Source organism: Enterococcus sp. BWR-S5, from assembly GCF_016745255.1.
Lineage (GTDB): Bacteria > Bacillota > Bacilli > Lactobacillales > Enterococcaceae > Enterococcus_L.
This window is the reverse complement of the sequence record NZ_JADOEQ010000014.1, coordinates 14516-38913: the sequence shown is the minus strand read 5'-3', so window position 1 is coordinate 38913 and position 24398 is coordinate 14516. Positions and strand designations below refer to the sequence as shown.

The window sequence follows — 24398 nt, the reverse complement described above, 5'->3', positions numbered from 1 at the left end:
TGAAAGTGCACTTACAAAACAACTCCGGTTGTCTTAGCAAGCTCACTCACCTCAGCAAGTTCAATTTCAAGTAACTTTTCATCAGATTCCCTGAGATTTTCCTCACCACGAGCAATAATATCTTTTAAGTGTGTTGTTCCTGTAGCCTGATCTTTCGCATTGACAAGGGCTATCGTCCGGCTCATAAAATAGTCTAAATAAGAAAGCTTTTTTCGAAAAGACGGCTTTTCGGGTTCAATTTTCAAATTGATCGCCTCAGTATTTCCAACAAGCTTATACCATTTTTTCCAAACAGTCAGATCACCATTGCGATCATATTCAAGCATGGTTAACTGATTGCTAATAACCCCAAGAATCAAAGATGAAAAATCAAAGTTACTCATATAGTGCTTTAAAAATTCCCTTGCCTTCTCATTCGTCATTCTTACCTCATAGCGGTTTTTTACGTCCACCTCCTCAACCGCAACCCTTTCACGTTTCGCCGTTTCGTAGTTCTTTTGATAAAAACAAAAGTGCATAAGGCTTTGACGTGATCCGAGATAGATTGTCACGCCCTCAGATTCACTTTCCTGTAAACTTTCTTGATTGATTATTCGCATAGATTTAAACTTTGTTTCACACATTCCTCTTTCAAGCTTTTTAGCCATTTCAGGAATAGAAAACAACTCCTCAAAATCATCAAGAGCAACATCAATTCGAGTAGCAACTCCTAAAAAGGCAACAGCCCGACTCATAAAATCTTTCCATGTCTCTTGCCTTTCTTCTAGGATTGCATCATAATTCCGGCAACCTTGACCGGATAATTCAATCAAAACCCCTCTTTCACTTCCTTTCTCAGAATTAAGAACCCGAATCATTCCTAAAATATACATTTCTTTATAGCCATAAAGACCAGTTGACTTTTTATCAAAATAAGCAAAATCCATACACAAAACCGTTTCAATAACAGCTTTCACATTATGAGTAGGAAAACGAATCCTTACATAGTCAAATTTAGCCTCTATAATTTCGCTCACTTCTATTGATTGATAAACATTTAATAATCTTTCAAGCAGTTCAGGGGAAAGCTCCCTTTCACCTTTTTCCACTTTAGCCAAATACGAACGATCAAAACCAAGCGTTTCAGCAACGAGCCGTTGGCTCAAGTTCCTTTTCAATCGCATTTCTTTCAGTTCAAAGCCCTCTATATTTCTTCACCCCTCATTTGTCACACTTTCATTTCTAAAATTTTCATGATGTGACAAGTTAGAATTTTATAAAATGTTTGTTATATCAAGGTTTACCGTTTGATAGTGTATGTATATTTAGTATTTTTTACCCCCCTATTAGAAACTGGGGGTTATGGTGCGGGCAAAGACCGCCCGCACCACACTAGCTAACAACTCTCTACACTACCGTTGAGCCGCCGTGGGCGGCTCTCACGCTCCTTGTTCTCTAGCGTGGTTATGCTTCTTTTTCGTCACCGATCCTGTTTATTGGGAAAAATCCCAAATTCGACAACAAAAAAAATGATAGCAAGTCTTTATAAATCACCTTGTTATCATTTCAATTCGTATTATTTAGTTGTAAAATCTAGGCTTGATACTATTTCAACTTGCGCTTCAAGCTATCCACCAACTCATTTATCTCATTGGTTTCAACGTCAAAATATTTAAAATCACCCAATCCCAATAATATATCGTTAGGGTTCACATCATCTAATTTGACAATATACCAATTTTTTCGATCCCCAGTCTGATAAATTATTTGTGAAAAGAATGTTTGTAATTCATGTTTTGCATACATCGATTCTTTAGTAGCATTACTCAAAAAAACTATTGGTATATCAGCTTCCCTCATGCCTTTATCGATTCTTTCCATTAATCTATCTCCAACATCAATTTGTTCCTCATCAATCCAAAAGTCCAAACCATAACTTCTCAGATTATCAATGATATCTCCAACAACTGTTTTATTTTTGTGACAATAGGATACGAAAATCTTTTTCTTGCTAAACTTACTAAACTTGAATCCCTCTTTTTCAAAATCTGATTTTGGGCTAAAGAAAAACATAGGACTTAACATTGAATCTATTTCTTCTTGATTCATTTGTGGAAATAAACTCATCATGTTATATTGTCGCTCACCTAACCCTAAAATTATCTCCATTAAACCTCTTGTTGTATCAAGTTTCATATTATTTCCTTTAGCTATTTCCATAATTTGATCATAATTTGAAGTAGTCGTTAAAAATATCCCTGCCTCTAATGCGTATGGAACATTATTTACAAATACTGTCAGACTACCATTATTAGACACTAAGCCATTAATCTTTTGTAAAATCGGCAAATACTGATCATACTCTTCATATGGAAACGTTAGGGTTGCTTCTTTCATTTTTTCTGTTACCTCCATTACCAAAATTTTTTTATATTTATGATAATATTGTAACAGAAATTGCGACCTATTCAATCTTTCTAATATATTTTTCAGACTATTCAACACAAAATATTCAGAAAAAGAATCATTTATCCTCCCAAAGCTTGACGATGGAATAGAAAACCTTTTTTTTAACGAGTTACCACTATAAAATAAGTAAAGTTCACGTACATAGTCTAGATCATATGCTAAAAAATCTTTATCTATGCCTTTTCTCACTTTTACGCCACCTCTTGTTCTGGATATTTAGCAAACTCTTCCATAAAGTCAAAATCAGAGTCAACAAACGGAGAATAAAACTCTTGCACCTGTTCCGTTCCAACGTCGGCATAACCACGACCTTTTATCGGCTTATTAAATAATGATTTGATTGTAGAATCAAACATCATTTTATAACCCTGTTGTGACATCTTACCAAGCGTTACACGTAAACCGAAGGAATCCCGCAAAGCTCCGTCGATGTATTTCGCATCCGGTCGCTGCATTCCCAAGATAAGGAAGTAACCAGACTGACGACCCATTAAAATTATTTGATTCAATAGCTGCATAGCCCGCTTACGTTCTTTAGTGTCTAAAGAACTGTAGTACGCAGGCCATTCATCAACTACAATAAATTTAGGCTTAAACCCAAAAGCAGCGTAATTTTTACCTGTTTTATAGTTTGGACTGGCTTTCATGGCTTCATATCGAGCATTCATTTCCTCTACATTTGTTGCTAAACAGGAAAGAATACCACCGCCAAAAAACACATGATCCTTAAAAAATGGCAAGTCTCCCAAGTCCAATAAATCGGCTTTTTTAGGATCACACACATCAATCAAAGCCCCTAAAGGTATCAATGCTTTCAGCAATGATAAAATAAAATAGGTCTTACCCCCTCCGGTTCCTCCCGCGATTAGGGCATGAGGCGTTTTGTTAATCTCCCATGCAACGCCTTGCATAAGCTCCAGAATATAATCTTTCACTTCTAAATCCTTGATGTTCATTCGTTTCTTTTCAATATCGTACAGAAGCTTATAACAAATATAATCTTCTTCCCTTTGAGCTTCTAACATATCACAGTAAAAGGCTTCCTCTAGTTCTCCCGCAAGCTCATTGAATTTAGACTGAAAAGGTCCAAGATCAAGCGGAAAGCGAACATAGATATATCCCTTTTTATGCTGATAGAAGATTTTAGGGAAATACACTGTTTTCTTTCCCTTTGCATTCTTACCAGTTTTAGCCACTTCAACGAAAAGCCGTCTGCTAATAATCATTTTTGCTAGTTTTCTTTTGTGAAGTAACCTCTTATAGTAATTGTAAAGAGGAAAATAGAGCAGTAAATAAGCGACAATACCAGAAAGAATAAAACCAGAAAACATAGTTGATCCAAGAATGATTGGAGAAGTTTGACCCTGACTAATCATCATGTATTCAAGAAAACCAGTAACAGCAAGAACCGGCAGCATAAGATAAAACACAAACCTAGCCGGAGCGCCTTTATGACGCTTCCTGATTCTGAATCCTTTCCACCTAAACAGTTTCAAGGCAACACCTCTTTCTTTTAGACCGTTCCCTTTAAAAAGGGCACACCCCAAACTTTCATAATAACATCAGCCACCACACCTCCACTCATGGAGGCACTCCCTCGCCGGATGGCACCTCTCTTCGGCATTGTCATACCGAAAAGAGTGATTTAAGGGTCTTGAATAGCTAACGTATCAATGCATAAATTCCCTACGGTCAGACATTTATAATTGACACTTCCGGAATGTACCCCACTATAGCAGCTCTTTTTAGACTGTAGGAACAGCATTTTCCCTAGCTTCTTTTAGATTTTGACGTGATCCGCCTTTCTTCTTGATATCTTTAGCAGTAACTTTTACATCAGAATCAGCGTAATTACTGAAAGAATCCTCATCAATCATCGCCCAAGCTTTAAACTCAGCTTCTGTAAGTTCCACTACATCACCAAATTTCAAAGTTTTTGTATCTGCTTCCGGCGGAAGATCCACCCGCAAAATGCTTTCTTGAACATCACTAGATAATTCAACACGACGTTCAATTACTTCACCTGTTCGTTCACCGTTTTCATACCCTTGTCTCGCTTCCAATTCAGCAACAAAAGTCAATACCCCTAAAGTTTTTACCGGATCAGCCGGAATAATGTTTTTTTCAAATGTTAATGCCATAAATTAAATACCTTCCTTTACTTTTAAATCTTCAACAAGTACATCAAATTCCACTTTCGCCCGCTTTGAACCGTTGACATTATTTACTACGGAACGAGGAAGCGCCCAAATACCAATAAGCTCAACAGGTACACCGTAACGAATGCCCTTCATTGCTTTTTCAACTGGTACACGCACTTCTACTTTTCCCGCTTTTTCTGTTGCTACTTCAAATACTTCAAACTCAGCGACCCGATTTCTTCCAGTCCCTCTAAATATCGTTCTTACATGTTGCTGCATTAAAGCCGTACCGAAAACAGACGGCTCCATATATAATTTTGCTACTCCCATTCTTTTCTTCCTCTCTTCTTATAGGTTAGCGAAATGAATTAATGATGCCATCCATTCCGCCGCCGTATGCTCTAATTTTAATTTTTCCGAAAGCTGCTTTGCGATATTATCAGCCTTTTCTTGATTTGAAAATGTTCCAATCTCTTTAAACTCAGAAACCATTTCATCAAGTTCTTTCAATGATACATTTTCAATACTCAAAAATGATAAAATTCCTTGTAGTTTAGCCTTTCTCATTTCATACCTCTCTTATCTGCTTTTTTTTAAGCTACATCAAGGGTTAGCTTTTTCCCTGTTTTAGCGTTAACACACACTACCTCACGACTTGTTTGACGTTCTACGTACCAGTTAGCCGGATTTAGCTTAATACACCCCTTCCCATGATTTGATAGCATTTCTTTCACTTTTCTAGTAGGTTTACGCAAATGTTTCATCTATATAGATCACTCCTCGTATAATTTCATGTTATTTTTCAGATCATGGCACACTCAAAGGCACGCTCGATTCTTACTAATCTTTGCTGAAAAACAACTGCACATTTCTTTATTTAACCCTGTAACTTTCTTTCGTAGATAGCTACAAATAACGCAGAGAGTGACTTTTCAGGTCATTTCATGTATACTGTTCTTGTCAAGGAGTAGCACACATGAAAGCCCTCAAAAGCTTCCCTGTACGGTGTGAAAGTTTCCTATAATCTCATTGAGTAAGTTAAGTGAGCAAGTCAGATTCTTTCACATCGGCTATTCAGTTTTCAAAGGACAAGGCAAACAAATTTTAACTAGCTAGGTCTTTCCCTTTATTATTGGATCGCTAACGATCAACCAGACGAAAAGAACCCTTAAAACTTGTTTTAGTGAAGTATCTCAGCTTTATAGATACCTCAAGAAAGCAAGTTTTTTTATTTTACCTCTCTTTTAAGAGGAAAAGAGCCTGTAAGATATAGAATATCCACTGCAAATTTAACTAATTCTTCTCTAGTTAATTCTGGCTGTAGTCCATGACAAATCATCATATATTCAGCATTTTGAGCCTCACAAGGGTTTTCAGGACTGGGAATAAACTCCCTTATCTCAGTACAAAATTTCTCTTCTCTAGCCTCTCTCAGCCAAACACTATCGCCCCAACGCCCTAGCGAAAAATCTTTTTCTGTAAACCTTGTCTTTCTACTCATTTTTTCCCTCTTTTCTATAGACCAATCTTCTTTTCAATATATGAATCTTTATCAATTATCAAGACATGTTTTATTTGTTTAGCAATCCTAAACTTTGCCTTTTTATCCCATAATCCTTCACTACGTATGATTGTTTCCATTTCCCATATCTCAGAAGCGCTCAGGCTATTCTTTCTATATAAACTGCTTACAAAGTCTTTTCCGGTCATTGCTTCATCTCCGATGTACACAGCGACTAAAAAGCCAATGATAAAACTAATTACTAATAATACTATTCCCATTTTGTCGTTCCTCACTTTTTTACTCTATTTGAGATAGCTCTCTTGATACCAGATTAAGCCTATGCCTAAAATGACTGATATATGTTTTGATATCTTTTGACCTCAAATCACTATGCTGTTCTAGCTCGATTGTTAAATCAATAAGACTATGAACCACAGAACATAATTCTTTTACAGACCAGTCCAGATTTTCATCATTAATAGATATGTATGGAAAATTATGCAACAGATCAGCACAAATAACTTGAAAACTGTTAATAATTACTAGCTCTTTTCTCTTCTTTTTTTTCCATAGAAATCTTCTAGTACAAATGAAATAATGAAAAAGTACATCAGCAGCTATTTTTCTTATTCTTTCTGATTTCACTTAATTCCTCCTTGATATGATATTTTTTTAATCCGAAAGAGAATACATCATGAACTCAATTAATTCACTAAAAGTTATCCCTTTTTGCTGCATTAATAGGTACATTGTTGCTATCATCAACAAGATAAGTAAAATCTTTAGAAAATCGCTTTCCCTCATTCTATTCCTCCATTCATGGTCTGCTGCACTCTAGCAGCAAACCATATTCACCCCACACTCGCCACAAATCACTTTCACTTCCTTAGTTGCTCTTACTGACTGTTCACAACAAGGACATTCATATTTTCGTGTACTTGATTTTTTTTCGCCTTTTTTCTTTGTTGTAGCAGTTCTTGAAAGAGCTATCTTCTGAAAAACCTCATTACTTTTAACAAACTCAACGACTTCCTCAGATGGTTTAGTAAAGCCAAATCCATATTTCTTATCAAAAGTAACTATCAATCCTCGTTTTTCAACTTCCGCCTTAAATTTCTTGTTGTGATAAGTCCCTCCTCGGCTCGTGTCTTTGATATCATTTTCTGCACAATATTGATGTACCATTTCATGTATCAAAGTATCAACTGTATGTTCAATTTCATTGCCAAGAGACTCAGCACTAACATTAATTTCATATGCTTTCTGCTCTTCCGGAAGATTCCAGACTTTACCTTGTGTAAAATGACCGTCAGACCCCGGCGTACTCTGTACCGTTATTACTGATTTTGAAAGTGCATTTTCAAAATATTTCTCATTCAGAATATCAAACCCTTGTTCCAACATTTTCACTACTTCTGATAAAGCTGTTCTCTCTTTCATCTTCCTATCACTACTCCTGTTCTTGTTTTTGTTTTATATTGATTTCAACCCCGAAACCGTAAGCTTTAGCAAACTGTTCCTCGTTTACACGTCCGGCGTTTGTTTTGAAGCCTTCTTGCTCCATTTGTGCATTAAATTCTCTAATGATTACATACGCTTTTGGTACGCTGCATTTCATCAACTCACTGACTTCTTTAGCAGTGAGGAAGTTAATTACCATTTTATCACCTCAACCTATTTTTTATAAATATTATCGGTTTAACCGTTTCGTTATATATAATATACAACGGTTTAGCCGATATGTCAATAGAAAATATAGGTTCTTTTTATATATACTGAAATTAAATGGGTTAAAGTGATATTATGAAGAAAATGAGGTGATTCTTATGGCTTTTGGCGATAAATTAAAACAACTTAGAGCTTCTAAAAATATGAAACAGAAAGAACTAGCTGATCTTTTATTTTTGAAACAGAGTTCGGTTAGTGATTACGAAAATAACAAGTCTATTCCAAGTGGTGATATTATCCATAAATTGACTGATATTTTTGGCGTAAGTTCCGATTACTTGCTAGACATTGACAGTCCAAACAAATCAAAGCTAGACAAAACAATTGAGGAAACTTTTGAAGAACTGAAACATGAGAACACTCTTTTATTCTTGAAAGACGGTGATATTGACGAAGAAACAGCAAGGCTTGTTAAGATTGCAATGAAAAACGCTATGAGAACAGTGGACGATATGAAGAAAAACGAAGAGTAATATCTTTGAAAGTGCACTTTCAAAGAACTTTCAAAGATGGGAAGCAAGGTGGAGCGTATCAAGGGGATAAATAGAAGAATAAAAGAAGAAGCTGCTAGGATTGTTGATTTTTATAATACTAACGATCCTGTAGCCATTGCGGAATACTTAGGTATATTGGTATTAAAATCTGATTTAGGCAATGTTAGCGGCTTTCTACAGTATTATAGTAATTACTACATTATTCACATCAACGAGAACATAGAGGACGAAAGAGCGCTTGATAGAGTGATAGCTCACGAACTTGGACACTACTTTTTACATAAGAATTTAAACATCTTTAAAATGAGTCTCAGCACTATCGCTTTTACCGGAAAGATCGAACAAGAGGCGGACACTTTCGCTTGTGAACTCTTATTACCTGATAAGATTCTTGAAGAGGAAGCTATTTATATTGAAAATATGAATCATAAGGAACTGGCAGTATACTTTAACATTGATCCTAATATAGTAGGCTTGAAATACTATCACAGTACGATAGCTCATTTTTTTGACAAACAAAGAACATATGTTCGTATTTTTGAGGTGATTTTATGGCAATAAATAAGAAAACAAACGGTTATAAGGTTGATGTATCTCTAGGCATTGACCCAATAACGAAAAAGCAACGTCGGATTAGAGTTTCAGGAAAAAAAGTTAGGACAAAACAGCAAGCACAAAAGCTAGAGGCGAAATATCTAAGACTACATCATGAAAACAAGCTTGATACTCCTTCAAATCTATCGCTTACTGATATTTATGAGTTTTATGAAGAACGACACACTAAGAACCTTAAGCCCTCTTACATCAAAAGTCAGGAACGGATTTTCAAGGTATATGTAGAGCCCTATTTTAAAGATACAGCTATTTCAAAAATAAAATTCACTCAGATAAGAGATTTTCAAAATCACTTATTGAGTTTCAAAGGAGAAAAAAAGGATAGGCTTTCTCACAACACAATCAACATGATACTTTTACACATAAATAAGCTGTTTCAGATAGCTATCCGAGAAGGATTCACAAACAGCAATCCTTGCTTAAGAATCGAAAAATTGAAAATTCAAAAAAAGGATATGAGTTTTTGGACTGTAGAAGAGTTCAAAATTTTCTTGTCAGGAATTGATAAAGAGGATAAGCCATTTCTTAGTTTATTTTATCAGGTGGCTTTTCTTACAGGTATGCGAGCGGGCGAAATGATTGCTTTATCATGGAATGATATTGATTTCACTAGATCGGAAATCAGAGTTAATAAAAGTGCTACTCAGATTAAAGGCGAATACGTTACCACCGAACCAAAAACAAAGAACAGCAATAGGTATATAACGATCAACAAAAATCTTTTAACTGCATTGAATGACTGGAAGAATAAACAACAGCAGTACCTTATTGATCATTTTCAAAGCTTTGATAGTGAGAAACTTCTTGTATTTCAATATAGTGAAAAACATCCGTCTAGTGGTTTTTTTAGTAAACAGATCAAAAAAATTATTTTACAGAACGAGCTAGACATAAAACCTATTAGACTTCATGACTTTAGACATTCTCATGTTGCTTTATTGATCCACAACAACGAAGAACCCACAAAGATTAAGCAGCGATTAGGACACGCTTCTATAACTACTACAATAGACACCTACGGTCATTTATATCCTAACGCTCAAAGGTCAATGAGTGATAAGCTTGACGACATAATATAACACGTTTCTTTTTACTAACTTTTAATAAGTAGGCAAATTTAGGCAAATTTTTCTCAGGCTGTTTTTCGGACAAATAAAAGAACCCTTGTGTATCAAGGGTTCAAGGTATGCCAGCTATAGGGATCGAACCTACGACCTACGCGTTACGAGTGCGTTGCTCTACCAACTGAGCTAAGCTGGCCTCTGACTGAAATTATTATAAGACTCTTTCAAAAAATTGTAAAGCAATGTTCCTAGCTAATTTTTTAACAGCACTATTCCAGCAAAATGAGTGTTTCAGCAAGAGAATCTGACTTCCCTCATCAAAAAAACAGCCAGTAAGAAAGGTTGTTTCCCTCTCTGTACCGGCTGTATCTCATTTATTATTTTGTACCAAATAGACGATCTCCTGCATCGCCCAAGCCTGGAACGATGTAGCCATCTTCATTCAGCTTTTCATCTAGTGCTGCTGTATAGATGTCGATATCAGGATGTGCTTCCTGTAACGCCTTCACACCTTCAGGAGCTGCAACTAAACAGACAAATTTGATGTTGCTGCCGCCGCGTTCCTTCAATGAATCGATAGCCATAATTGCTGATCCGCCTGTCGCAAGCATTGGATCGACAACAAATAGCTGTCTTGCATCAATATCTTCAGGCATCTTAACAAAGTATTCAACAGGCTCTAACGTTTCATGGTCACGGTATAATCCAACGTGCCCAACTTTGGCTGCCGGAATTAATTCCAAGATACCATCAACCATTCCGATTCCGGCTCTCAAAATAGGAACAATCGCTACTTTTTTCCCAGACAACGTTTTTTGAGTCGTTGGTCCCATCGGTGTTTCAATCACAATGTCCTCTAAAGGCATATCTCTGGATACTTCATAAGCCATCAGCATGGCAATTTCGTTTACTACCTCACGAAATACTTTAGTCCCGCAATCCTTATCTCTAATGATTGTCAGTTTGTGCTGGATCAATGGATGATCAATTACTTGAAATTTTCCCATGTTCAGTCTCCTTACTATTCATTTTCTTGTACTATTGTAAAACAAAAATGTGTGCTTGGCTAGCTAATCACACAAGAAATGATAAAATAAGAAAAGATTCTTATTTTATCACTATCAGCTAAAGGAAAAAGCACCCAAAGACTGTCCCGCTTTGAGTGCTTGATATACTACAAAAACTAGTCATTTATTCCTCATACTCATCATCATCCAACTCAGGCAATTCAATCGCCGCTACTGCATCTTTGCCGATTGGTAAAAGATAAGCGACTAGTGCATCAATGTCTTCTATTGGAGAAAGTGCCGCTTCTATCACTAATGCCAGATTCAAGCCGGACATCACCCGTATATTTTCTCGCATGCCCATTTCCATCATCGCAGCATTACATGGTGTACCGCCCTTCAAATCAGCAAGAATCAGCACCTCTTCCTCTCCAAGCTTATCCAATAGTGCGGTGAGCTTCTTCTGTGTACCAGCTAAGCCATCGTGCTCTTCCATTGACACGACCTCCGCAGCTGCCAAATCACCGGCAATCATCCTGGCAGATTGTAAGGTTTCATAAGCCATATTTCCATGACTCATCAAAATCAGTTTTGGTTTCATCCTTTTTATACTCCCCTGTTTAAAAATAATTTGTGTAAAGAGCTGCTCTAGCCTTTATAAATCCCTTCTCATCACGGCTTGGATGAATGCGGTTCGTCAATAAAACAAAACCGATTTTTTCCTCCAGATTCATCCCAATTGACGTTCCCGTAAACCCTGTGTGAAATAAATAGGGCCCATTGCAGCCTCTTTTTTGTTCCCAGCCGTAGGTTCTTCCTGCTACTTCGGTACTCTTCACTTTAGCAAAAAGCGCTTGATGAAACAACCTATCATCGTTTGCTAGATAGGCAGATACAAATAAATTGATATCTTCCAATGTTGAAAAAAGTCCTGCACTGCCTATCTCTGTATTCATTTTGTACGCCTTTGAATCGTGTACTGTCCCTTGAATCGTTCCTCTTTCCAGCGTTTGCTCGGTAGGAAGCGCTCGCTCAGGATTAAGCAGGAAATAACTGGTATCACGCATTCCTAAAGGGCGAAAAATATTTTTTTGGAAACTCTGTTCTAATGAACAATTATCCACCGCTTGGATAATAAGTCCTAGCAAAAGAAAACCAATATCTGAATAAACAGTGGACGCCGCTTCTCTTACAGGATAGTTTCTAAAATATGTGTAGAGAAAATCCGGAGTAAGCAGCTCTTTCTCCTTCGTCAAAAAATCAGCAGGAAAACCGCCTCGATGCAGCAATAAATCACCAATAGTTATTTCAAGATGACTAAAATCAGGAATAATCTTGTTAACGTTTGTAGTAAAATTCAATGTTCCGTCATCAATCAATTGCAGTATTCGTGTGGTTGTTCCTATGACTTTTGTTAAGGAAGCTAAATCATAGAAAAGCCTCTCTTTGATTTTCATTTCAGAAAATGGGGAATAGGCGCCCATCACACCGGCATAATAATTTTCAGACTTTCCTTCAGAAATGAAGGACCATGACGCACCGGAAATAATCTTCCGTTGAATTAAATGATTGATTTTATTAGAAATCAGTTCTTGATTCATTTATGCCCAAGCCTTGATAACAGCTGAAATGCGCCCATCCTTTTCATCCAATGCCTGTATACTTTCACTGAAGCTTTTTCCAGTTTCAAGCATGACGATTGCAGCTGCTACATGATTGTCCGCACGTGTTAAGTAATCCTCCGCTTTCGCAGCATCGACACCTGTTGCTTCCTGAATAATCGAAATAGAACGCTGAATCAGCTTCAAATTGGTCGGCTGGACATTGACCATCAGATTCTGATAGACTTTTCCGCTTTTAATCATAACCCCTGTTGACAGCATGTTTAACACCATTTTCTGAGCAGAGCCCGATTTCATCCGCGTCGAGCCAGTGATTACTTCCGGACCTACCACAGCGGCGATTCCAACCTGAGCAAGCTGATTCATCGCCCCCTTATCATTACATGTAACTGAAATGGTCAACGCGCCAACCTCATTCCCATATTCAATGGCTGAGATGGCATAAGGCGTTCTTCCGCTTGCTGCCAAGGCTATGACAACATCCTTTTCACTTAAGTCCATTTTTTTCAAATCCTCAACAGCCAGTTCCTTAGAGTCTTCTGCCCCTTCAATTGCTGAGAACATTGCTTCTTTCCCACCTGCCAAAATGCCAAATGCTTTCTGCGGAGAAACACTATAGGTTGGTGTCAGCTCAATCGCATCCAATGCCCCCAATCGCCCTGAGGTCCCTGCGCCACAGTAGATTAGTCGTCCATCTGCTAAGAATCGTTCTGTCATTGCATCGATTGCCAATGCAATATCAGGCAATACACGTTCAACAGCCTCTGCCACTTTCTTGTCTTCCTCATTGATAACTTTTATCATTTCCAGTGTACTCAGCTGGTCGATATTCTGACTATGTGTATTTCTGCTTTCAGTTGTCAATTTTGTTATTTCCATCGTGTTTCCCTTCTTTCAATCGATTCACTAATGTATTTGTCTCGATCATTCTTTCCTGGATATCTTCTTCAATTCTATCTTGAATAGAGCCAAGATAGAGAATATCTCCGACAGCCATAGACGAAGCGATGGAAGAAATTGCCCCTACTCGAACCAGGTGCTCATTATCCGGTACAAGCAGCAACATGTTACTGATTTTTTGAATTCGTTCCTCATCATTTCTGGTAATGAAAATGATTGGGGTCTGATTTCTCTGAGCAATCTCACAGGCCAGCAGAACCTCTTTCGTATATCCGCTATATGAAACAGCGATCACGACATCAGCCGTTGTTGAATAATTCATGAATTCCAGATTCATATGCGGATCAAAATTAAACATTGCTTTTCTTCCTGCACGATTGAATTTATGGTAGAGGTTATAGGCGGTCAGCGAAGATGCCCCAATCCCTAAAAGATAAATTGTTTCTGCACCCTTAATTGCCTGAATCGCCTGAGCCACCTGTTGTTTATCCAGAGAATACATCAAATCATTTACTGTTGTTCCTAATAATAAGGCAACCTTCTCACACAGCTCTTCAATTGAATCGTCTTTGGAGATGATCGGATCTAAGTTTTTTTTATTCTTCTGATCCCCTTGCTTAGAAGCTATCGAAAGCTTCAATTCATCCAATCCGTCAAAATCAACGGAGCGAGCAAATCGAGTGACCGAAGCCGGAGAGGTCTGGCTCTTTGCTGCAATCTCACTGGCCGTCATTTTCAAAACCTCCGAAGGGTTCTTCAAAATGAAATCAGCTATCCTTTTATTGACCTTTGAAAATTTCTTATAGTTTTGCCGAATCAATGTTTCTGCATCCATTGCCGGACCTCCCGTTTATTTATTTAATAAAATTCAAAATTGACTCATCTGACTCCGAAGGAACCATTTGAGCGGTAATGGTTGTACCGCCTTCAACCAGCTTTCGAATACTGGTGATGTCCTCGTCTGTTAATGCCACTGATTTTTTGATTGCCTTGCTGCCATTCTTCTGAGAAATATTTCCTACGTTGAAGGCTGATAGGGGCACGCCATTTTCAATTAGATGTGCCATATCGGGGATGTCCTTTGTAATTAGAAAAACCTTTTCTTCATCATAGTTTCCAGCCAGAATTTTCTCTACTGCTTTTCTTTTTGATAAAATTGACAGCTTTACACCTGCCGGTTTTGCCATCTTCAAAGCAGCTATTTGCATTTGGTCCTTCACAGCAGAGTCATTTACGACCATAATTCTTTGTGCCCCTACTGTATTTGTCCAAACCGTTGCTACTTGTCCATGAATCAATCTCTCATCTACACGTGCATGAATAATTGGCATATTAAAACTTCCTTTCACTTTATCTAACTGATTATTTACCTATTTTACAAGCCTTCACTCTATTCTCTGTATTCATTTATCTCATTAAGAATAAAGGATATTTTCCAAAAATCTGTTTAGAATAGACCACCAATCCACTCAAAGATTCCCTGTAAATTCCCTAAAAGCATTCCTAAAAGAATCAAGACAAAGATTAAGCGTGTCGAATTCATTTTTTTCTTGCCTAACAGCCAGTAGGAAAGACCTACAATTGACAGCGGAACAAGTGCCGGTAAGATTTTATCCAGCATTTCCTGAACAGATAGGGTTACCTCACCCATTTTATATGTTATATCTAGTTTATAATTGATAACCGCCGGAATCAACCCGCCAACCACGGTTAATCCTAAAATCGCTGCGGCATCTGTAAACATTTTCATTTTATCTGCAAATTCTGTCGCCAACCGTTTGCCTTGAATATACCCCATATGTGTAAACTTATACCGTACCCAGATAACCGCACTGCCGGCAATCAATGGAATCAGCAGCCCTAACGCCTGCCCTCCTTGAGCCATATAAGCAGCAATTGAAAAGACAATCGCGCGATAGATAGCAATAAATACGGTATCACCAACACCCGCAAACGGTCCCATCAGCCCCGTCTTCAAGCCCGTAATGGCTGTATCATCTTCCGGTCCGATTTCTTCTTCCAACGCCATATTGGCACCAACAATCAGATTTGACATCGCCGGCGTTGTATTAAAGAAGCCCAAATGTGTCTGAAGCGCCTTTTTCATTTTTTCCGGATCGTCCTTATAAAATCTTTTCAATGCAGGCATAATGACATAACAGTAGCCTAAACCTTGCATTTTTTCATAATTCCAACCCCACTGAAGGCCGAACAGATTACGGACAAATACTTTGTTTATATCCTTCTTTGTTAATTTCTCAGTCATCAATCTCTACCTCCTCATCATCTTCATAAACAACGGAAGCTGCTACAGGACGATTGTTTTGATTCATAACATAAAGAGCAGCTAATGCCAAACCAACTAATGCAACACCCAATACTGAGAAGAACTCTGCAAAATAAGCCATCAGCACGAAGCCAATAATGAAATACGGCCAATATTTTTTGATTGGCAGATATCTCATCAAAATCGCAATCCCCATTGCCGGTAGAATCGCACCGGCAGCCTTCAAGCCATTCATGACCCAGACCGGAATCATTTCATTAATAACATTTACAACCTGCTCACCAAATGCCAAACCAATGAACACCGGGATAATTCGTGACAGCGTCCAGGGGAATATCCCCAAGACATTACAACGCTCAACGCCTTTGTAGTTTCCTTCAGCAGCATAACGATCTGCCTTATGCTGGAAGAAAGTATTCGTCATTCTTCCCAAAATATCCAGCTGCGTCAGTAAAAGACCAATTGGGACGGCGACACCAATCCCATATTCAGCTCCTTTGCCTGACAGGATTGCATAGGCTGTTCCCATAATGGCACCGGAAAGAAAATCCGGAACTGTAGCTCCTCCATACGTTGCCACACCTAGTGTCATCAATTGGAGTGTCGCACCGATCATCAGACCAGTTTGTAAATCTCCCATGACCAAACCTGTGATGGTTGCAGCGAATAAGGGTGTATATGGACCAATCTGAATAGATATTTGATCCAGAACCCCTACTGCCGTATACAAACACAAAATAAGAATAATACCAAATGACATTTCCATCGTTATTTCCTCCTTGAATACGTTTTCTATTTGGTAGTTCCACTATAACACCTAAGAAACGAAATTTCAATATGTAATCAAAAATATATTTTCATGAAATATCATTTCTTATTTATCATTTCATGCTATAATAAAAAGGGATAGCTACTAAATGAAAAGGAGAAGCCGTATGAATGTTATTATTATTTACTTTATTACAATCTTTTTATCCAACACTATAGGAGCAATTTCCGGAATGGGCGGCGGCGTAATCATTAAACCTGTGTTGGATCTTATTGGCCTGCATTCGTTAAGTGCCATCGCCTTCTATTCAAGTGTTGCAGTCTTTACTATGTCACTTTCCTCTACGTACAAACAGCTGAAAAGCGGTATTAAAATTAATTTTAGACAAGCGTTAAGCATTTCATTGGGATCATTAATCGGGGGCATAATAGGGGATCAGCTGTTGAGTCTTCTTCTACATAGCTTTGGCTCCGACGACCAAGTACAAATGATTCAAAATATAATCATGATTCTCACTCTGATTCTTGTCCTTTGGTATAACCAGCGTGGAAAGAAGCAATATGAACTGTCCGGCATCCTCATTTATCTTCTAACAGGACTTGCCCTAGGACTAATTTCTACATTTCTAGGAATTGGCGGCGGCCCTATCAATGTCGCAGCACTGACATTTCTTTTCGGTATGGATATCAAACAATCCACCGTTTATTCCATCATCACCATTTTCTTTTCACAAATTGCAAAATTGACAGCAATCGGTGTTTCCACGGGTTTTCAGGTATATGATTTATCTATTCTTTGGGCAGTTATTCCAGCAGCTTTATTAGGTGGCTATTGCGGAGGGTTATTGAGTAGCCGCATGGAGGATGAGCAAGTGAAAAAAATCTATAGTGCTATTGTTATCCTCGTCTTATGTATCAACGGCTACAATTTAGTTTCTGTTCTTGTTTAAGTAGGAATACAACTAGGAATAAACTTACAGTTGATGGTTTACTGACCTGTGGACCATCAACTGTATTTTTTCAAAAAAGTATGCTACAATAAAAACGAAAAGAGAGATATGCGCTAACATATCCCTCTTATGTAGAACCGCTTAAGACGGTGGCTAAAGTTTAATTATCTAAAAAAATAACCGAAAAACTCGCCAAAGTTTATCGACGGTTATTTTTTTTGTCCTTTTTAAGCAAGTCAACAACCAAGCGTACTAATGCAATAGCAAACATGCTAAAGCTGATTAGTAGCTGAATTGTCTCTAATGCTGACAAAACGGCTTTCTCCTTTCATAGATTTAGCACTTACATACATAAGCACCACCTCCTCCAGAAGTAGCCACCGCCATAAACTTTTCTACTCTTATAGTAGAACATAGTTGAATCAAACAATAGTTATTTTCAATACTTGGCCGTCATCAAAATAGCTTCTATTCCTTTTCATCAGTTGAATTTCCGCTAGTATCGGCATTAATATCATAGGTCAGACTGGCTGAAAAATTATGGTTACGAATTTCTTCCTTCGGATTGCCATGCGTCAATGTCTGCACTTCATTTGACAGCTCAGAGGCATACAACTCCTCGCCAAGGTCCTTCAACAAATTGATGTAGTTAATAATTTTGTAGTAGTACTCCGGTTTTCCACTCACAATATACTCTAACAGGTTTGCGGTATAATAAAGATGCATTTTACTACTATAATCATTGAATGATTTAACCTGTTCTTCTGCCAAGCCAATATACTTTCGTGCCTCATCAAACTTTCCTTCATATATTCGTCCTGTAACCAGATTAAGCACTGCATTGTGTGCAATCTGTTTCGTTTCAAAATCACGCAGCTCTGCATCCTCAACAGGGATAGCCTTCATAATGAGTGCATCTGCCTGAGCCTCATTAAACTGAAAAATAAGATTACAGATGATAATATAGTCATACAGGAAATAATATTCTTTATCAATCAGAAATTCATAAATCATCTGAATTTCTTCCTGTGTAATTGCGTCCACTTCATCCCAAAGCTGACAAAATCCATTTTTTATTGAGATGTAATTGCTGATATCTCTTAAGCTCTTCTCCTCTTTTGACAGCGCCTTACCATAATACCCCAACAATTTTTTCTTTTTCTGTTCGTCTTCCGGATGACTTCTACAGTAGTAATACGTGTTTCGAAACTCCTGTTGATTGTAATCTTTATTAAGGTTCGCATAGCTGAAAAACTCTCCGGCTTGGATGGACAGCTTATTCAATATCTCCTGTAAATCATTGATTCGAATGGAGCGCGTTCCATTTTCTATTCTGGAATAAGCAGACCGGTCAATATACTCTGTTGTCATTTCCCGTTGCTTGTACCCTTTTTTTTGCCGAATAAACTTTAATGCTTCACCAACATTCATTATAATTCCTCCCTTTTGTGAAATTATAACACAAGATTTCGCAAATAAATGCCGACTTCCCCACTTTCTAAAAAAAACCGAACATTCTTGTGTTAAAATAGCATTCTCCCTTTTTTGTCTTTCCCGTTATACAATTGTCTGATAATATTTTATTCAGGATACAGTCTTTATTTATTGATATACGTGGTTTTTTTCAGATAATGTTATCAAAAATTTTTTTCAACAAAGTAATGATTCTATCTTTTCTGGTACACCCCCAAAAAGATAGGATAACAAAAAACACAAAATAGATGCACCTATCAATCACACTATAGGATAGAAATAAAAGAATCTATTAGATAACCACAGACCATATACCCAAAAAGAACATAGCTATAATTAAACATTCATTCGGTACTCTTCCACACTGTCTATAAAGTTGTGCCGAATCTGAATAATTGCATGAATCTATGCCTGTATCTGAATAGGAGAAAATCACAAAAATAGAGAAATCAAGCTGTATCTGATGTTGTTGATGGGCTTGTCTGATTCATTAGACAAGAAATTTTTAAAAAAGGGAAAATGATGAATAAACAGGGTTGATAGTTAACAACGAGAAGACTGACTGTATAAGTCAATCGAGAACCCAGCCTTAACCCCTCATAAATTTTGGCTGAGTGACTCGAAACATGCAAGTAGTAAGGAGTCATTATGTATCGCAGTGAGGAGTCAATAGAAAGTTTGCACTCTGTATTAGACAATCAAGGGATGTAACGGGAGTAGCAGTCTTTGATTGAAACATATAACCAGACTTTCTTTGATATTTGCAGCTCTCATAACAAAGCAGATGGTTTGAAGCTGTACGCCTTAAGTGAAACAGGATGGGGTACACAATGATTTACTTTACAAAAAAAGATGCGTTGAAAGCAGAGCTTTCAACGCATCTTTTTACATGGACGGCTATAACATAGTTATCACAGCCGGCCTTTTCTTATTTATATAATGGATGTTTTTGTGTCAGTTCCTTAACAGCAGCTTTTACATGTGCTAAGGCTGCTTCGTCTTCATGGTTATTCAACGCTTTAACAATCAATTTTGCCACTTCGACAGAGTCCTCTTCTTTGAATCCTCTTGTTGTAATTGCCGGTGTCCCAATACGGATACCACTTGTTTTGAAAGGGCTAAGCTGTTCAAATGGAATAGAGTTTTTATTGACCGTGATATTCACAGTGTCTAGCAATGCTTCGGCTTCTTTCCCGTTTAAACCAAAGCCAGTCACATCAATCAGCAGCAAGTGATTATCTGTTGCACCGCTAATCAAACGCGCTTCCGGAGCCTGATTGAATACCTTTGTCATTGCTTTTGCATTCTCAATAACCTGCTCACTGTAATCCTTGAAATCCTGATTAAGTGCTTCTTTGAAAGCAACTGCTTTCCCCGCAATCACATGCTCCAACGGTCCCCCTTGAATACCAGGGAAGATGTTGCTATTGATTTTCTTCGCCAACTCTTCATCATTTGTCAAAATCAAGCCGCCGCGTGGGCCGCGTAATGTTTTATGGGTCGTAGATGTTGTAATGTCAGCAAACGGTACTGGGTTCGGATGAAGACCTGCCGCTACCAGTCCGGCGATATGCGCCATGTCGACCATCAGCTTCGCACCAATTTCATCCGCAATTTCACGAAATTTTTCAAAATCAATAGTTCGTGAATACGCACTTGCTCCGGCAACAATCAGCTTTGGCTGATGCTCTCTTGCCAAGATGCGTACTACATTGTAATCAATTACTTCAGTTACAGGATCAACACCATAGCTGACAAAATTATAAGTTTTCCCGCTGAAATTCACGGGTGAACCGTGAGTCAAGTGTCCTCCTGCAGATAAATCCATTCCCATCACTGTATCGCCCGGTTCAATCAATGATAGATACGCTGCAGTATTCGCCTGTGAGCCGGAATGAGGCTGTACATTGGCAAATGCCGCGCCAAACAATTCCTTCGCACGATCAATCGCCAGATTTTCAACGATATCGACATACTCGCAACCACCATAATAGCGGCGACCTGGATAGCCTTCTGCATATTTGTTCGTCAGGATGCTTCCCTGAGCAGCCATCACGCCTTCAGAAACAACATTTTCAGAAGCGATTAGCTCTAGATTGTTTTCCTGACGTTCTTTTTCTTTTCCAATTGCTTCCCAAACCTCTGGATCAAATTCTTGATAATTCATAGTTGACAACACCTCATTTAATTTCTTGTTTCGATTGTATCATAATTCATACCGGACTACTTGAAAAAGCGTTCAGTTTTTGAAAAAATTTTGATTCGCAGCTTTCTTTAGCCGGTTCATATAAGCTTCACCTAACCCCGTTTCAGGAAAAGCCGGGGCAAAAATTATCTCTGCTGCTGTTTCATCCAACGCACGAAGTCCCGAAAAAAGATACTTTGCTGCGTGTTCTACCGTATCCTCGCCAAAAGAATAGCCTACAACCGAGGGATTTTCTTTAAACAGCTGCAGAATATTCTCAGCTGCAAACAAACCAACCTGTTGGTTCTGCGTCACTGCCCAATCGACAGCCTCAGTCCAGTTTTCAGGTGTATTTTGAACAATCCAAACCGGCACTTCCGGAGAGTAATGCTTGTATTTCATCCCCGGCGCTTTTGGCACTTCCTTCTCACCTAGTAAATGCCCATCCATTGACACGTTACCGATAACCTTTGCCAATTCCTCTCTGGTTACTGCTCCAGGTCGTAAAATCGTTGGACCGGCCAGCTTATCTGTTAGGTCCAACACCGTTGATTCCACACCAATTTCAGCAGCACCACCATCAAGAATACCGGCAATTTTCCCCTGTAAATCGTGGTACACATGATCTGCTGTCGTAGGACTTGGTTTTCCTGACGTGTTCGCACTTGGTCCCACTAAAGGAATATCCGCCTCTTTAATCAGCTCCAATGTCAAACGATTATCGGGCATTCGAAAGGCAACCGTATTGAGCCCACCAGTAACGGCGGATGAAAAGGTTCCCTCCTTCATCGGCAAGATTAAGGTTAGAGGTCCCGGCCAGAAGTGCTCGATCAAACGACAGGCTTCTTCGGGAAGCTCTGCCACATAGTTTTCCATCATCTCTTGACTACTCACGTGAACAATCAGCGGGTTGTCACTTGGTCGTCCTTTTACTTCATAGACCTGTTTGACTGCAGCTTCTGAGAGGGCATTTGCGCCCAGACCATAGACTGTCTCTGTCGGAAAAGAAACTAATTGACCTTGCTTTAGACAAGCAGCTGCTTCCTTGATATCCTTCGCTGTAAATCGTTTTGTTTCCATGCTTATTCCTCCCTCTCTCGCTATTCCTCAGTCTGCAATAACCATGCGATCATTGCCTGAAAGATCCTGCTCGACTCTTACCTCTTTTTCAGGAAACGCAGCTTCTATCAGCTGTTTCACTATAGCCCCTTGTTGAAAGCCTATTTCAAAATAAATTTTGCCCTTCGGTGCAAGACATTCCTTTGCTTCTCTAATCAGCTGTTCATAGATTGCCAGCCCTTGATTTTCCGCAAACAACGCCATATGCGGCTCATATTTTTTCACACTATCATCCATCAGCTCCCACTCTTCTTCGCTGATATAGGGTGGATTAGAAATAAGGATGTCAATTTTTCTATCGCGTACCGGTGCAAGCCCATTTCCCCAAAAGAAGGATACATCTGCACCGAGGTCTGCCGCATTTTTTTCAGCAACCGCCAGTGCTTCCTCTGATAAATCTACAGCCAATACCTGCCAGTTCGGTCGAGCCAGCTTCAAGCTGACAGCGATTGCCCCCGTTCCGGTTCCCACATCAACAACCGTCAAAGATTCCTGCTCATTTTCGTTCAAGCAATGCTCTACCAGCTCTTCCGTTTCCGGACGTGGAATCAATGTCGCTTGACTTACTGAAAAGTGATGCCCGTAGAAATCACTGTAGCCTAGTAAATATTGTGGTGGATGGTCTTCCATCAGCTGTTCTAAATCAGCCGCAATCTGCTTTTGGTCTTCCTGAGAAGCCTCTTCCCTCATATGCAAAAGCCACTCTGTTTTAGACCAGCCCTTTCTTTCCAGAAAAAGATACTCGATTGCGTGTCCCTCTTTACCATTTTCCTCTAAAAAAGAAGAAGCCCGTTTCAGGACTTCAAAATAATTGTTAGCCATTCTGCATCTCTTCCAGCTTCGATGTTTGATCGTAAAGAACCAGTGCATCAATGATTTCATCCAGCTTTCCAGCCAAAATTTGATCCAGCTTTTGGATTGTTAAACCAATTCGGTGATCGGTCACACGATTTTGCGGGAAATTATAGGTACGGATACGTTCAGAACGGTCTCCTGTTCCTACTGCTGATTTACGGTTTGCATCATACTCGCTTTGTGCTTCCTGCTGAATGATGTCATAAACTCTGGCACGCAAAACCTTCATCGCCTTGTCACGGTTTTTCAACTGTGAACGCTCATCCTGCATCGCAACAACAACACCCGTTGGAATGTGTGTCAGACGTACAGCAGAAGCTGTCTTATTGACGTGCTGTCCGCCGGCACCGCTGGCATGATAAATATCTGTACGGATATCTTTGTCCGCAATATCAATTTCTACTTCTTCCGCTTCCGGCATCACAACAACAGTCGCTGTAGAAGTATGAATTCTACCTTGAGATTCAGTTGACGGTACACGCTGAACCCGATGTGCCCCACTCTCATATTTCAGTTTTGAGAAGACATTGTCTCCACTAATCATCATGATTACTTCTTTATATCCGCCGATACCTGTGATATTGGCTTCCAATACCTCTGATCTCCAGCCCTGAGCCTCGGCATACTTCTGATACATATTAAATAAATCACCCGCAAATAATGCCGCTTCGTCTCCACCTGCAGCGCCACGGATTTCCATGATAATGTTCTTATCATCATTTGGATCTTTTGGAAGCAGCAAAATTTTAATTTTTTCTTCCAAAACCTCTTTTTCTTTCTTTAAATCTGATAATTCTTCTTTGGCCATTTCCGCCATTTCTGCATCAAGGTTTTCTCCCAGTAGCTCTTCTGCCTCTTTGATTCCCTCAATAACCTTTTTATAGCGACGGTATGTCTCCACTGTTTCTCTTGTATTCGCTTCTTCCTTTGATAACTGCATGAAGCGTTTCGTATCGCTAATTACCTCAGGATCGCTTAACAGCTCTCCCAATTCCTCATAGCGATCTTCTATCGATTGTAACTGATCGTACATGTTTGTAGCTCCTTTATAATAATATGGATGAATCTGTTTGCTCTAACACACGACAATTGCATGGCAGGGCTGATGCGGCAAGTACAAGGTTCCTATAAGAAGTGTTGCTTCCCTATTTTTACCAATTTTCTTTATCTCTGTTGCTAGATATCTCAACATTTCAGACTTAATACGCTGTCTTTCAGTCGTTTTATCACTTCAAGCT

The 24398-nt window shown here is 38.7% G+C and carries 31 protein-coding genes and 1 tRNA gene; 4 read left to right on the top strand and 28 right to left on the bottom strand.

Annotation, left to right across the window (positions count from 1 at the left end; genetic code table 11):
* Nucleotides 1-11: 11 nt before the first annotated feature.
* The 13 genes from IW510_RS15350 to IW510_RS15300 all read right to left on the bottom strand — a co-directional run bounded on the left by IW510_RS15350 (nucleotide 12) and on the right by IW510_RS15300 (nucleotide 7753).
* Nucleotides 12-1172 (bottom strand): replication initiation factor domain-containing protein, encoded by a 1161-nt coding sequence (locus tag IW510_RS15350; RefSeq protein ID WP_269092865.1) that lies wholly within the window; start codon nucleotides 1170-1172, stop codon nucleotides 12-14.
* 412 nt (nucleotides 1173-1584) lie between these two features.
* Nucleotides 1585-2637: a toll/interleukin-1 receptor domain-containing protein gene (locus IW510_RS21590; RefSeq protein WP_330932662.1), complete on the bottom strand. Its 1053-nt coding sequence runs from the start codon at nucleotides 2635-2637 to the stop codon at nucleotides 1585-1587.
* Nucleotides 2638-2639: 2 nt separating this feature from the next.
* Nucleotides 2640-3944: a hypothetical protein gene (locus IW510_RS15340; RefSeq protein ID WP_202061151.1), complete on the bottom strand. Its 1305-nt coding sequence runs from the start codon at nucleotides 3942-3944 to the stop codon at nucleotides 2640-2642.
* Between the two features lie 249 nt (nucleotides 3945-4193).
* Nucleotides 4194-4589, bottom strand: coding sequence for a DUF961 family protein (locus IW510_RS15335; RefSeq protein ID WP_202061149.1), 396 nt, complete (start codon nucleotides 4587-4589; stop codon nucleotides 4194-4196).
* 3 nt (nucleotides 4590-4592) lie between these two features.
* Nucleotides 4593-4919 carry a hypothetical protein gene (locus tag IW510_RS15330; protein ID WP_202061147.1) on the bottom strand — a complete coding sequence of 109 codons (327 nt, stop codon included), beginning with the start codon at nucleotides 4917-4919 and terminating at the stop codon, nucleotides 4593-4595.
* Between the two features lie 18 nt (nucleotides 4920-4937).
* Complete coding sequence (locus IW510_RS15325) at nucleotides 4938-5156, bottom strand: hypothetical protein (RefSeq protein ID WP_202061145.1); 219 nt, start codon at nucleotides 5154-5156, stop codon at nucleotides 4938-4940.
* A gap of 26 nt (nucleotides 5157-5182) precedes the next feature.
* Complete coding sequence (locus tag IW510_RS21645) at nucleotides 5183-5353, bottom strand: DUF6906 family protein (protein ID WP_442896440.1); 171 nt, start codon at nucleotides 5351-5353, stop codon at nucleotides 5183-5185.
* Nucleotides 5354-5817: 464 nt separating this feature from the next.
* Nucleotides 5818-6090, bottom strand: coding sequence for a hypothetical protein (locus tag IW510_RS15320; RefSeq protein WP_202061143.1), 273 nt, complete (start codon nucleotides 6088-6090; stop codon nucleotides 5818-5820).
* 14 nt (nucleotides 6091-6104) lie between these two features.
* Complete coding sequence (locus tag IW510_RS15315) at nucleotides 6105-6371, bottom strand: hypothetical protein (RefSeq protein ID WP_202061141.1); 267 nt, start codon at nucleotides 6369-6371, stop codon at nucleotides 6105-6107.
* 19 nt (nucleotides 6372-6390) lie between these two features.
* Nucleotides 6391-6738 (bottom strand): hypothetical protein, encoded by a 348-nt coding sequence (locus tag IW510_RS15310; protein WP_202061139.1) that lies wholly within the window; start codon nucleotides 6736-6738, stop codon nucleotides 6391-6393.
* A gap of 27 nt (nucleotides 6739-6765) precedes the next feature.
* Nucleotides 6766-6897, bottom strand: a complete 132-nt coding sequence (locus IW510_RS21490) for a hypothetical protein (protein ID WP_269092858.1) — start codon at nucleotides 6895-6897, stop codon at nucleotides 6766-6768.
* A gap of 30 nt (nucleotides 6898-6927) precedes the next feature.
* The gene (locus IW510_RS15305; protein WP_202061136.1) at nucleotides 6928-7533 is read right to left on the bottom strand and encodes a SprT-like domain-containing protein; all 606 of its coding nucleotides are present in this window, start codon (nucleotides 7531-7533) and stop codon (nucleotides 6928-6930) included.
* 10 nt (nucleotides 7534-7543) lie between these two features.
* On the bottom strand, nucleotides 7544-7753 hold the full coding sequence (locus IW510_RS15300; protein WP_202061134.1) for a DNA-binding protein: 210 nt from the start codon (nucleotides 7751-7753) through the stop codon (nucleotides 7544-7546).
* Nucleotides 7754-7919: 166 nt separating this feature from the next.
* Between IW510_RS15300 and IW510_RS15295 the strand changes: the two genes are divergently transcribed.
* Genes IW510_RS15295 through IW510_RS15285 form a run of 3 tightly spaced genes read left to right on the top strand, consistent with a single transcriptional unit; the run spans nucleotide 7920 to nucleotide 10009 of the window.
* Nucleotides 7920-8294 carry a helix-turn-helix domain-containing protein gene (locus IW510_RS15295; RefSeq protein ID WP_202061132.1) on the top strand — a complete coding sequence of 125 codons (375 nt, stop codon included), beginning with the start codon at nucleotides 7920-7922 and terminating at the stop codon, nucleotides 8292-8294.
* 48 nt (nucleotides 8295-8342) lie between these two features.
* Nucleotides 8343-8876, top strand: a complete 534-nt coding sequence (locus tag IW510_RS15290) for an ImmA/IrrE family metallo-endopeptidase (RefSeq protein ID WP_202061130.1) — start codon at nucleotides 8343-8345, stop codon at nucleotides 8874-8876.
* Nucleotides 8867-10009, top strand: a complete 1143-nt coding sequence (locus tag IW510_RS15285; RefSeq protein ID WP_202061118.1) for a tyrosine-type recombinase/integrase — start codon at nucleotides 8867-8869, stop codon at nucleotides 10007-10009. The genes IW510_RS15290 and IW510_RS15285 overlap by 10 nt, the downstream gene beginning before the upstream one ends.
* Nucleotides 10010-10117: 108 nt before the next feature.
* Here IW510_RS15285 and IW510_RS15280 read toward each other — a convergent pair.
* From IW510_RS15280 to IW510_RS15240, 9 genes are all read right to left on the bottom strand, one after another.
* Nucleotides 10118-10190: transfer RNA gene (locus IW510_RS15280), tRNA-Thr, on the bottom strand.
* Between the two features lie 181 nt (nucleotides 10191-10371).
* Complete coding sequence (gene upp / locus IW510_RS15275) at nucleotides 10372-11001, bottom strand: uracil phosphoribosyltransferase (RefSeq protein ID WP_202061116.1); 630 nt, start codon at nucleotides 10999-11001, stop codon at nucleotides 10372-10374.
* Nucleotides 11002-11185: 184 nt separating this feature from the next.
* Nucleotides 11186-11602 carry a PTS sugar transporter subunit IIA gene (locus IW510_RS15270; RefSeq protein WP_202061114.1) on the bottom strand — a complete coding sequence of 139 codons (417 nt, stop codon included), beginning with the start codon at nucleotides 11600-11602 and terminating at the stop codon, nucleotides 11186-11188.
* A 19-nt stretch (nucleotides 11603-11621) separates the two neighbouring features.
* Nucleotides 11622-12602, bottom strand: coding sequence for a serine hydrolase domain-containing protein (locus tag IW510_RS15265; protein WP_202061112.1), 981 nt, complete (start codon nucleotides 12600-12602; stop codon nucleotides 11622-11624).
* On the bottom strand, nucleotides 12603-13502 hold the full coding sequence (gene murQ / locus IW510_RS15260; protein WP_202061110.1) for an N-acetylmuramic acid 6-phosphate etherase: 900 nt from the start codon (nucleotides 13500-13502) through the stop codon (nucleotides 12603-12605).
* Entirely contained in the window at nucleotides 13477-14358 is an 882-nt protein-coding gene (locus IW510_RS15255) for a MurR/RpiR family transcriptional regulator (RefSeq protein WP_202061108.1), read from the bottom strand. Before IW510_RS15255 ends, murQ begins: the two co-directional genes overlap by 26 nt.
* A gap of 19 nt (nucleotides 14359-14377) precedes the next feature.
* Complete coding sequence (locus IW510_RS15250) at nucleotides 14378-14854, bottom strand: PTS system mannose/fructose/N-acetylgalactosamine-transporter subunit IIB (RefSeq protein ID WP_202061106.1); 477 nt, start codon at nucleotides 14852-14854, stop codon at nucleotides 14378-14380.
* Nucleotides 14855-14970: 116 nt separating this feature from the next.
* Complete coding sequence (locus tag IW510_RS15245) at nucleotides 14971-15789, bottom strand: PTS system mannose/fructose/sorbose family transporter subunit IID (protein WP_202061104.1); 819 nt, start codon at nucleotides 15787-15789, stop codon at nucleotides 14971-14973.
* Nucleotides 15782-16576 (bottom strand): PTS mannose/fructose/sorbose/N-acetylgalactosamine transporter subunit IIC, encoded by a 795-nt coding sequence (locus tag IW510_RS15240; RefSeq protein ID WP_202061102.1) that lies wholly within the window; start codon nucleotides 16574-16576, stop codon nucleotides 15782-15784. The genes IW510_RS15245 and IW510_RS15240 overlap by 8 nt, the downstream gene beginning before the upstream one ends.
* A 169-nt stretch (nucleotides 16577-16745) precedes the next feature.
* On the opposite strand from IW510_RS15240, the gene IW510_RS15235 reads away from it, so the two are divergent.
* Nucleotides 16746-17528, top strand: a complete 783-nt coding sequence (locus IW510_RS15235; protein WP_202061100.1) for a sulfite exporter TauE/SafE family protein — start codon at nucleotides 16746-16748, stop codon at nucleotides 17526-17528.
* A 199-nt stretch (nucleotides 17529-17727) separates the two neighbouring features.
* On the opposite strand, the gene IW510_RS15230 is transcribed toward IW510_RS15235, so the two are convergent.
* From IW510_RS15230 to prfA, 6 genes are all read right to left on the bottom strand, one after another.
* Nucleotides 17728-17841: a putative holin-like toxin gene (locus IW510_RS15230; RefSeq protein ID WP_202061098.1), complete on the bottom strand. Its 114-nt coding sequence runs from the start codon at nucleotides 17839-17841 to the stop codon at nucleotides 17728-17730.
* A 155-nt stretch (nucleotides 17842-17996) separates the two neighbouring features.
* On the bottom strand, nucleotides 17997-18959 hold the full coding sequence (locus tag IW510_RS15225) for a helix-turn-helix domain-containing protein (RefSeq protein WP_202061096.1): 963 nt from the start codon (nucleotides 18957-18959) through the stop codon (nucleotides 17997-17999).
* A 970-nt stretch (nucleotides 18960-19929) separates the two neighbouring features.
* Nucleotides 19930-21168, bottom strand: a complete 1239-nt coding sequence (glyA, locus tag IW510_RS15220; protein ID WP_202061095.1) for a serine hydroxymethyltransferase — start codon at nucleotides 21166-21168, stop codon at nucleotides 19930-19932.
* 72 nt (nucleotides 21169-21240) lie between these two features.
* The gene (locus IW510_RS15215; protein ID WP_202061094.1) at nucleotides 21241-22266 is read right to left on the bottom strand and encodes an L-threonylcarbamoyladenylate synthase; all 1026 of its coding nucleotides are present in this window, start codon (nucleotides 22264-22266) and stop codon (nucleotides 21241-21243) included.
* 27 nt (nucleotides 22267-22293) lie between these two features.
* Nucleotides 22294-23127 carry a peptide chain release factor N(5)-glutamine methyltransferase gene (gene prmC, locus IW510_RS15210; RefSeq protein WP_202061093.1) on the bottom strand — a complete coding sequence of 278 codons (834 nt, stop codon included), beginning with the start codon at nucleotides 23125-23127 and terminating at the stop codon, nucleotides 22294-22296.
* Nucleotides 23120-24193: a peptide chain release factor 1 gene (gene prfA / locus IW510_RS15205; RefSeq protein ID WP_202061092.1), complete on the bottom strand. Its 1074-nt coding sequence runs from the start codon at nucleotides 24191-24193 to the stop codon at nucleotides 23120-23122. The genes prmC and prfA overlap by 8 nt, the downstream gene beginning before the upstream one ends.
* Nucleotides 24194-24398: the final 205 nt, after the last annotated feature.

Coding starts and splice junctions, on each gene's coding strand:
- IW510_RS15335 (WP_202061149.1), bottom strand. CDS start 4,589: ATGGCATTAACATTTGAAAAAAACATTATTCCGGCTGATCCGGTAAAA.
- IW510_RS15330 (WP_202061147.1), bottom strand. CDS start 4,919: ATGGGAGTAGCAAAATTATATATGGAGCCGTCTGTTTTCGGTACGGCT.
- IW510_RS15325 (WP_202061145.1), bottom strand. CDS start 5,156: ATGAGAAAGGCTAAACTACAAGGAATTTTATCATTTTTGAGTATTGAA.
- IW510_RS21645 (WP_442896440.1), bottom strand. CDS start 5,353: ATGAAACATTTGCGTAAACCTACTAGAAAAGTGAAAGAAATGCTATCA.
- IW510_RS15320 (WP_202061143.1), bottom strand. CDS start 6,090: ATGAGTAGAAAGACAAGGTTTACAGAAAAAGATTTTTCGCTAGGGCGT.
- IW510_RS15315 (WP_202061141.1), bottom strand. CDS start 6,371: ATGGGAATAGTATTATTAGTAATTAGTTTTATCATTGGCTTTTTAGTC.
- IW510_RS21490 (WP_269092858.1), bottom strand. CDS start 6,897: ATGAGGGAAAGCGATTTTCTAAAGATTTTACTTATCTTGTTGATGATA.
- IW510_RS15305 (WP_202061136.1), bottom strand. CDS start 7,533: ATGAAAGAGAGAACAGCTTTATCAGAAGTAGTGAAAATGTTGGAACAA.
- IW510_RS15300 (WP_202061134.1), bottom strand. CDS start 7,753: ATGGTAATTAACTTCCTCACTGCTAAAGAAGTCAGTGAGTTGATGAAA.
- IW510_RS15295 (WP_202061132.1), top strand. CDS start 7,920: ATGGCTTTTGGCGATAAATTAAAACAACTTAGAGCTTCTAAAAATATG.
- IW510_RS15285 (WP_202061118.1), top strand. CDS start 8,867: ATGGCAATAAATAAGAAAACAAACGGTTATAAGGTTGATGTATCTCTA.
- upp (WP_202061116.1), bottom strand. CDS start 11,001: ATGGGAAAATTTCAAGTAATTGATCATCCATTGATCCAGCACAAACTG.
- IW510_RS15270 (WP_202061114.1), bottom strand. CDS start 11,602: ATGAAACCAAAACTGATTTTGATGAGTCATGGAAATATGGCTTATGAA.
- IW510_RS15265 (WP_202061112.1), bottom strand. CDS start 12,602: ATGAATCAAGAACTGATTTCTAATAAAATCAATCATTTAATTCAACGG.
- murQ (WP_202061110.1), bottom strand. CDS start 13,502: ATGGAAATAACAAAATTGACAACTGAAAGCAGAAATACACATAGTCAG.
- IW510_RS15255 (WP_202061108.1), bottom strand. CDS start 14,358: ATGGATGCAGAAACATTGATTCGGCAAAACTATAAGAAATTTTCAAAG.
- IW510_RS15250 (WP_202061106.1), bottom strand. CDS start 14,854: ATGCCAATTATTCATGCACGTGTAGATGAGAGATTGATTCATGGACAA.
- IW510_RS15245 (WP_202061104.1), bottom strand. CDS start 15,789: ATGACTGAGAAATTAACAAAGAAGGATATAAACAAAGTATTTGTCCGT.
- IW510_RS15240 (WP_202061102.1), bottom strand. CDS start 16,576: ATGGAAATGTCATTTGGTATTATTCTTATTTTGTGTTTGTATACGGCA.
- IW510_RS15235 (WP_202061100.1), top strand. CDS start 16,746: ATGAATGTTATTATTATTTACTTTATTACAATCTTTTTATCCAACACT.
- IW510_RS15225 (WP_202061096.1), bottom strand. CDS start 18,959: ATGAATGTTGGTGAAGCATTAAAGTTTATTCGGCAAAAAAAAGGGTAC.
- glyA (WP_202061095.1), bottom strand. CDS start 21,168: ATGAATTATCAAGAATTTGATCCAGAGGTTTGGGAAGCAATTGGAAAA.
- IW510_RS15215 (WP_202061094.1), bottom strand. CDS start 22,266: ATGGAAACAAAACGATTTACAGCGAAGGATATCAAGGAAGCAGCTGCT.
- prmC (WP_202061093.1), bottom strand. CDS start 23,127: ATGGCTAACAATTATTTTGAAGTCCTGAAACGGGCTTCTTCTTTTTTA.
- prfA (WP_202061092.1), bottom strand. CDS start 24,193: ATGTACGATCAGTTACAATCGATAGAAGATCGCTATGAGGAATTGGGA.